The organism is Nocardioides sp., from assembly GCF_041600255.1.
Taxonomy (GTDB): domain Bacteria; phylum Actinomycetota; class Actinomycetes; order Propionibacteriales; family Nocardioidaceae; genus Nocardioides.
In genome coordinates this window covers 1-7315 of the sequence record NZ_JBFIKK010000151.1, presented here as the reverse complement: position 1 = coordinate 7315, position 7315 = coordinate 1, and the positions used below count along the sequence as shown (strand labels likewise).

Genomic DNA, 7315 nt, shown 5'->3' with positions numbered 1-7315 from the left:
GCGGACCCTGGGCTTCTGGGAGGGCGACAGCGAGCTGCGGCACTTCGGCACCGGGGAGGCGATCCCGGTGCACGTGACGTCGTTCCTGGTCACCCGGCCCTCCGACGGCGCCGGGGTCGCGCTGGCCACCGTCCAGCGGGATCTGCGTGAGCAACTCGCGACGGAGCGGTCCCTGGCCACCCGGGTCCAGGAACAGCACGACCTGGCGGACCTCGGTCGGATGGCGCTGACCCACTCGCTCCAGGAGTTGCTCGACGAGACCGTGCGCCGGATCGAGATCCGTTTCCCCGGCACGCTGGCGCTGGTGATCAAGAAGGTGCGCAGCCCCTCGCTCGCCCGGGTGGTGGCGGCCTCCGACCCGGCCTGGACCAACTTCGAGGTCCCCTTCCACTCCGCCTCGGTCGCGAGCCTCGCCCTGCGCGAGGACCGCCTGGTGGTCAGCGACGACCTGGCCACCGACTCCCGCTTCGCGGACGCCCCGCTGGCCGCCCGGATGGGGATGGGGGCTGCTCTGGCCTGTCCGGTGCCCGCCGTCGACAGTGGCTGGGGAGTCCTCGCGGTGGCGAGCCGTCCGACGCGCACCTGGTCGCCGAACGAGGTGGCCTTCATGGACGCGCTCTCCTCGACGCTCGGCGCCGCGCTGCGCCGCTACGAGCTCGAGGCCGAGCTCCAGCACCAGGCCCTGCACGACGCCCTGACCGGGCTGCCCAACCGGGCCCTGGTGCGCGACCGGCTGGCCAATGCGATCGCCCGGTCCGGGCGCCGCGGGGACAAGGTCGCCGTCCTGCTGCTGGACCTCGACGACTTCAAGGCGATCAACGACTCCCTGGGCCACGGCACCGGCGACGACGTCCTGATCAGCCTGGCCGAGCGCTTGCGTCGGGTGGTCCGGCCGGGCGACACCGTCGGCCGGTTGGGCGGCGACGAGTTCGTGGTGGTCGCGGAGGAGCTCGGCAGTGACGAGGAGGTGGCTCGGGTCGCGGAGGACGTGCTGGCCGCCAGCTCGGAGTACGCGCTGATCGACGGCCGTCGACTGAGCCTGTCGGCCAGCGTCGGCGTCGCCCTCGCCGCCAAGGGTGTGGGGAGCCCGAGCGCGCTGCTCAGCGAGGCCGACATGGCCATGTACCGGGCCAAGCGGGACCGCCCCGGCACCTACCGCATCTTCGACGAGGCGATGCGGGGCGACCTGATGGGGCGCGTCGACATCGCCGGCGAGCTGCGCGAGTCGGTACGGGCGGGTCTGTTGCGGGTCGTCTACCAACCGATCGTGGACCTCTCCACCGGTGCCGTGGTGGCCTTCGAGGCGCTCGCGCGCTGGAGCAACCACGCCGGCGAGGCGATCTCCCCGGAGGTCTTCGTCCGGGTGGCCGAGGAGACCGGGATCATCGGAGAGCTGGGCGTCTGGGTGCTGGACCAGGCGGCACTGCGAGCCGCTGCGTGGCAGGGGATCGCCCCGGGTGTCGGCGTCCGGGTCAACGTCAGCGCCCACGAGCTGCGCGACCGGGACTACGTGACGAGGTTGGCGACCGTGCTGGCCGGCAGCGGTCTCCAGCCGGAGCTGCTCGGCCTGGAGATCACCGAGTCCACGTTCATCGACGACGCCGGCACCAGCAAGGAGAACCTCGCGCGGATCCACGGGCTGGGCGTCTCCCTGCTCGTCGACGACTTCGGGACCGGCTACTCGTCGTTGAGCTACCTCCAGAGGTTCCCGGTCATCGACGTGCTGAAGATCGACCAGAGCTTCATGAGCCAGTCCTCGCGGGGCCAGGCGGTGGTCCGGGCGGTCCTCGGCCTCGGCAACGCGTTCGGGGTGAAGGTCTGTGCCGAAGGCGTCGAGAGCGCCGACCAGCTCGACTTCCTCGCCGACGTCGAGTGCGACCTCGCCCAGGGCTTCTTCTTCGCCCGGCCGGTGGAGAGCGAAGCGGTGGACGTCCTGCTGCGCGACTGGGACCCGTCGGCCGCGCGAGCGACCCGGGCCCCGCGGACGTCGGACTAGGCGTCGGCCGCGTCCTCGAGGGCGATCCGGACCGACTCGGCGTAGGACATCGGCTCGCCGGGCACGACCTCGCGGATCGAGTGGTCGGTGACGATCACCTCGGTGCTCATCGAGTCGATCAGGTTGCGACCCGTGGTCACGTCGACGTCGGTCACCAGCGCCAGCCAGTACGACGACAGCTTCGGGGTCAGCACCGGCACCTGGACGATCGGGACCCGGCGTCCCGACGAGATCTCCGCGGCCACCTGGAGCATCTCGAGGTAGGTCATCTGCTCGGGCCCGCCGATCTCGAAGACCCGACCGAGCGCCTCCTCCTTGCCGATGACCCCGGCGAGGTAGCGCACCACGTCGTGCAGCGCGATCGGCTGGGTCCGGGTGCCCACCCACTTCGGGACCACCATGGCCGGCAGGTTCTTCACCAGCTGTCGGGTCAGCTCCCAGGAGATCCCGCCGGCACCCACGACGATCGCGGCGCGCAGGACCGTCACCGGCACCCCCGCCTCGCCGAGCAGACCCTCGACCTCGCGGCGTGAGCGCAGGTGGGCAGAGAGGTCGTCGTCGTCGGCACCCAGGCCGCCCATGTAGACGATCTGCTGCACGCCCGCCTCCGCGGCCGCCTTCCCGAAGGCGCGCGCGGCGTCGGCGTCCTTGCGCTCGAAGTCGACGTCGTCGAGGGAGTGCACCAGGTAGATCGCCACGTCGGCCCCGGCCAGCGCCGGACCCAGGGTGTCCGGGTCGTGCACGTCGGCGCCCACGGCGGTGCCGGGCCCGTCGTACGACTCGGGCCGGCGGGTCATCGCGCGGACCTCGTGGCCCTGCTCGATCAGGACGGGGACGAGGGCACGGCCGATGAAGCCGGTGGCGCCGGTGACCAGGACGGTCCGAGAGTCGCTCATCCGCCCACCCTAGACAGGTGGGGCGACCTGCGCTCAGGACGGAAGCGTGCTGGGGTCGGCGAGACCCTCGAGCCGGGTCTCCTCCATGGCGCTCTCGTACGCCGCGACCAGGCTGGCGATCGACAGCGGCTTGAGCCGCTCGACGACCTCGCGCACCCGCTCCGCCGAGGCGCCGGACTCCTGGTAGACCGGCCACGCCTTGGTGAGGAACACCTGGGTCAGCTCCCGGGCGATCTGCCGCCCGTGTGCGGCGTACACCTCGGCGGCGGCATGGGCGGCCTCGGTGGGGAAGCCGAGCTCCAGCAGGCCCAGGCCCACCGAGAGCTGGGAGACCGCCACCCGGTGCCGGTCCTGCCGGGCGCGGGAGACCACGCCGAGGGCGGCCAGCGTGGTCAGGTCCTCCTCGGTCAGCGAGCGCCCGGCCCGGCGCTCGAGCTCGTCGCGGCTCATCTCCAGCGGCGGCTCGGCCTGCCACGGGGCGAGCATCGCGCGCTGCAGCGCGATCTCCTCCGGGGTGGCGTCGCCGGGGATGTTGGCCAGGAACTTCTCGATGGCGGTGAGCGTGAAGCCGTGGCTCTGCAGCTCCTGGACCAGCTCGATCCGAGCGACGTGGTCGGCGGTGTAGAAGCCCGAGCGACCGCGGCGCAGCGGGGGCGGGACCAGCCCCTTGGAGGTGTAGAAGCGGATGTTGCGCACGCTCATCCCGACCCGGCTGGTGAGCTCGTCGAGGGTCAGCAGCTCCGACGTCGACCCGACGCTGTCGTGCTCGACCATCCATCGACCTTCCGCGCGTGAAGCAGGACACATCTCGGACCACCTTGACGATGGTGACAGTAATAGTGTCACAATCGAGGTTCTCCCGGCACGGACCCGGGTCACCAGTCCGCTCACCGCTGCACACCAGCCCCACAGATCAAGGACGGTCATGGCAGAAGCATTCGTGTACGACCACATTCGTACGCCGCGTGGCAAGGGCAAGAAGGTCGGCTCCCTGCACGAGGTCAAGCCGGTCGACCTCGTCGTCGGGCTGCTCGACGAGATCAAGGTGCGCAACCCCGGCCTCGACCCGCACCGCATCGACGACGTGGTCCTCGGCGTCGTCACCCCGGTCAGCGAGCAGGGTGGCGACATCGCCAAGACCGCCGCGCTCAAGGCCGGCTACCCCGAGACCGTGGCCGGTGTGCAGCTCAACCGCTTCTGCGCCTCCGGTCTCGAGGCCGTCAACCAGGCCGCCTCCCGGGTGCGCGGCGGCTTCGAGGACCTGATCCTCGCCGGTGGCGTCGAGTCGATGAGCCGGGTGCCGATGGGTGCCGACGGCGGGGCCTGGGCCTCCGACCCGGCCACCGCGCTCACCACCGGCTTCGTGCCCCAGGGCATCGGCGCCGACCTGATCGCCACCCTGGGCGGCTGGAGCCGCGCCGACGTCGACGCGTACGCCGCCGAGTCGCACCACCGCGCCGCCAAGGCGTGGGCCAACGGCTACTTCGCCAACTCGGTGATCCCGGTCCGCGACCTCAACGGCCTGACCATCCTCGAGCACGACGAGACGATCCGCCCCGACACCACCCCCGAGGGCCTCGCCGGCCTGAAGCCGTCGTTCGCCGACATCGGTGCGCAGGCCGGCTTCGACGACGTCGCGCTGGAGAAGTACCACTGGGTCGAGCGGATCGACCACGTCCACCACGCCGGGAACTCCTCGGGCATCGTCGACGGCGCGGCGATCATGGCGATCGGCAGCGAGCAGGTCGGCACCGAGCTCGGCCTGACCCCGCGGGCGCGGATCGTCGCCACCGCGGTCTCTGGGGCCGATCCGACGATCATGCTGACCGGCCCCGCCCCGGCGGCCCGCAAGGCGCTCGCCAAGGCCGGCCTCGGCGTCGAGGACATCGACCTCTTCGAGATCAACGAGGCGTTCGCGGCCGTCGCGATGCGCTTCATGGCCGACCTGGGCATCTCGCACGAGATCACCAACGTCAACGGTGGCGCGATCGCGATGGGCCACCCGCTGGGCGCCACCGGCGCGATGATCCTCGGCACCCTGGTCGACGAGCTCCAGCGCCGCGACCTGCGCCGCGGCCTCGCCACGCTCTGCGTGGGCGGCGGCATGGGCATCGCCACCATCGTCGAGCTCGTCTGACCTCCTCCGAACCTCACCAAAGGACTTCCATGAGCACCACCACCGACACTGACTCCGCGGTCCGCTACGACCGCGACGCCGACGGCATCGTCACGCTCACCCTCGACGACCCGACCTCCTCGGCCAACACGATGAACGACCTCTACAAGTCCTCGATGGAGGCGGCCGTCGAGCGGCTCTACGCCGAGGTCGACGACGTCACCGGCGTCGTCATCGCCAGCGCGAAGAAGACCTTCTTCGCCGGCGGCAACCTCAAGAACATGGTGCAGACGACCAAGGCCGACGCCGCTGCCGTCTTCGAGATGGGCGAGGCGGTCAAGGCCGGCCTGCGCCGCCTCGAGCTGTTCCCGCGCCCCGTCGTCGCCGCGATCAACGGCGCCGCCCTCGGTGGTGGCTTCGAGATCTGCCTGGCCGCGAACCACCGCATCCTGGTCGACGACAACCGGGTCGAGGTCGGGCTGCCCGAGTCGACCCTGGGCCTGCTGCCGGGCGGCGGCGGCGTGACCCGCGTCGTACGCCTGCTCGGGCTGCAGCCCGCGCTGATGGACGTGCTGCTGCCCGGCACCCGGTTCAAGCCGCAGGCCGCGCTGGAGAAGGGGCTCGTCCACGAGCTCGTCGCCACCCGCGAGGAGCTGGTCCCCGCCGCGAAGGCCTGGATCAAGGCGAACCCCGACGCCGCCCAGAACCCCTGGGACCAGGCCGGCTACAAGATGCCGGGCGGCTCCCCGAGCAACCCCAAGCTGGCGGCGTTCCTGCCGGCGTTCCCCGCGCTGCTGCGCAAGCAGACCAAGGGTGCCGTGTACGCCGGGCCGCGGGCGATCCTGTCCGCGGCCGTCGAAGGGGCCCAGGTCGACTTCGACACCGCCTCGCGGATCGAGTCGCGCTACCTGACCAACCTGGTCGTCAACCAGGCGTCGAAGAACATGATCCAGGCGTTCTTCTTCGACCTGCAGGCGATCAACTCGGGCTCGCTGCGGCCCGACGGCTTCCCGCCGTTCAAGCCGGTCAAGGTGGGCGTGCTCGGCGCCGGGATGATGGGCGCGGGCATCGCCTACTCGTGTGCTCGCGCCGGCCTCGAGGTCGTGCTCAAGGACGTCGCGCTGGAGAGTGCCGAGAAGGGCAAGGGCTACTCCGAGAAGCTGCTCGACAAGGCGATCGCGCGCGGGAAGTCGACCGAGGAGAAGAAGGCCGAGCTGCTCGGCCGGATCACCCCGACCGCCGACGCCGCCGACCTGACCGGTTGTGACCTGGTCATCGAGGCGGTCTTCGAGGACCCGGCGCTCAAGGCCCGGGTCTTCGCCGAGATCGCGCCGTACGTGAACAAGGACGCGCTGCTCTGCTCGAACACGTCCACCCTGCCGATCACCGAGCTGGCCCAGGGCGTCGACCGTCCGGCCGACTTCATCGGGCTGCACTTCTTCTCGCCGGTCGACAAGATGCCGCTGGTGGAGATCATCCGTGGTCAGGAGACCTCCGACGAGACGCTGGCCAAGGCGTACGACGTGGTCCAGCTGATCCGCAAGACCCCGATCGTGGTCAACGACAGCCGCGGCTTCTACACCTCGCGGGTGATCGGCACGATGGTCAACGAGGGTCTGGCGATGCTGGCCGAGGGTGTGCACCCGGTCTCGCTGGAGCGGGCCGCCACCCAGGACGGCTACCCGGTCGGCACGCTGCAGCTCAGCGACGAGCTGAACATGGAGCTGATGGCCAAGATCGCCAAGGCCACCAAGGACGCCGCCGAGCGGGACGGCATCGAGCACGTCGAGCACCCCGGCACCGCCGTCGTCCGCACGATGGTCGAGGCCGGTCGCCCCTCGCGGCTCAAGGGCGCGGGCTTCTACGACTACGACGAGAACGGCAAGCGGCTGGGTCTGTGGAAGGGCCTGGCGGACACGTTCCCGGTCGCCGAGGAGCAGATCCCGTTCCAGGACGTGAAGGACCGGTTCCTCTTCGTGGAGGCGCTGGAGACCGCGAAGTGCTTCGAGGAGGGCGTGCTCACCTCGGCCGCCGCCGCGAACATCGGCTCGATCATGGGCATCGGCTTCCCGGCGCTCACCGGTGGCGCCGCGCAGTTCATGACCGGCTACGAGGGTGCCGACGGCACGATCGGTCTGGCGGCGTTCGTCGCGCGGGCCGACGAGCTGGCGGCGTCGTACGGCGAGCGGTTCGCGGCCAGTGACTGGCTGCGCGACCTCGCGGCCTCCGGAGGCTCCTTCCCGGCCTGACCTGCCAGTTCTGGTTGCTGAAACCCCGCTGACCTGCCACTTGTGGTTGCCCTCGTGC

The 7315-nt window shown here is 71.0% G+C and carries 5 protein-coding genes; 3 read left to right on the top strand and 2 right to left on the bottom strand.

Annotated elements, in window-relative coordinates; all coding sequences use genetic code 11:
* A partial coding sequence (locus ABZE72_RS14700) for a putative bifunctional diguanylate cyclase/phosphodiesterase (protein WP_372729783.1) occupies window positions 1-1996 on the top strand: 1996 nt, incomplete at its 5' end.
* On the opposite strand, the gene ABZE72_RS14695 is transcribed toward ABZE72_RS14700, so the two are convergent.
* Both ABZE72_RS14695 and ABZE72_RS14690 read right to left on the bottom strand, forming a co-directional pair.
* The gene (locus tag ABZE72_RS14695) at window positions 1993-2892 is read right to left on the bottom strand and encodes an NAD(P)H-binding protein (protein ID WP_372729782.1); all 900 of its coding nucleotides are present in this window, start codon (window positions 2890-2892) and stop codon (window positions 1993-1995) included. The two genes, ABZE72_RS14700 and ABZE72_RS14695, sit on opposite strands and share 4 nt — an antisense overlap.
* Before the next feature lie 33 nt (window positions 2893-2925).
* Window positions 2926-3666: a MerR family transcriptional regulator gene (locus ABZE72_RS14690; protein ID WP_372729780.1), complete on the bottom strand. Its 741-nt coding sequence runs from the start codon at window positions 3664-3666 to the stop codon at window positions 2926-2928.
* A gap of 151 nt (window positions 3667-3817) precedes the next feature.
* Here ABZE72_RS14690 and ABZE72_RS14685 point away from each other — a divergent pair, with 151 nt between their 5' ends.
* Together ABZE72_RS14685 and ABZE72_RS14680 are read left to right on the top strand one after the other, a co-directional pair.
* Complete coding sequence (locus ABZE72_RS14685) at window positions 3818-5029, top strand: acetyl-CoA C-acetyltransferase (protein WP_372729779.1); 1212 nt, start codon at window positions 3818-3820, stop codon at window positions 5027-5029.
* A 29-nt stretch (window positions 5030-5058) separates the two neighbouring features.
* Window positions 5059-7257 carry a 3-hydroxyacyl-CoA dehydrogenase NAD-binding domain-containing protein gene (locus tag ABZE72_RS14680; RefSeq protein ID WP_372729778.1) on the top strand — a complete coding sequence of 733 codons (2199 nt, stop codon included), beginning with the start codon at window positions 5059-5061 and terminating at the stop codon, window positions 7255-7257.
* Window positions 7258-7315 lie beyond the last annotated feature (58 nt).

Excerpts from the sequence above, each read along its gene's own strand:
- ABZE72_RS14680 (WP_372729778.1), top strand. The coding sequence starts at position 5,059 with ATGAGCACCACCACCGACACTGACTCCGCGGTCCGCTACGACCGCGAC.
- ABZE72_RS14695 (WP_372729782.1), bottom strand. The coding sequence starts at position 2,892 with ATGAGCGACTCTCGGACCGTCCTGGTCACCGGCGCCACCGGCTTCATC.
- ABZE72_RS14685 (WP_372729779.1), top strand. The coding sequence starts at position 3,818 with ATGGCAGAAGCATTCGTGTACGACCACATTCGTACGCCGCGTGGCAAG.
- ABZE72_RS14690 (WP_372729780.1), bottom strand. The coding sequence starts at position 3,666 with ATGGTCGAGCACGACAGCGTCGGGTCGACGTCGGAGCTGCTGACCCTC.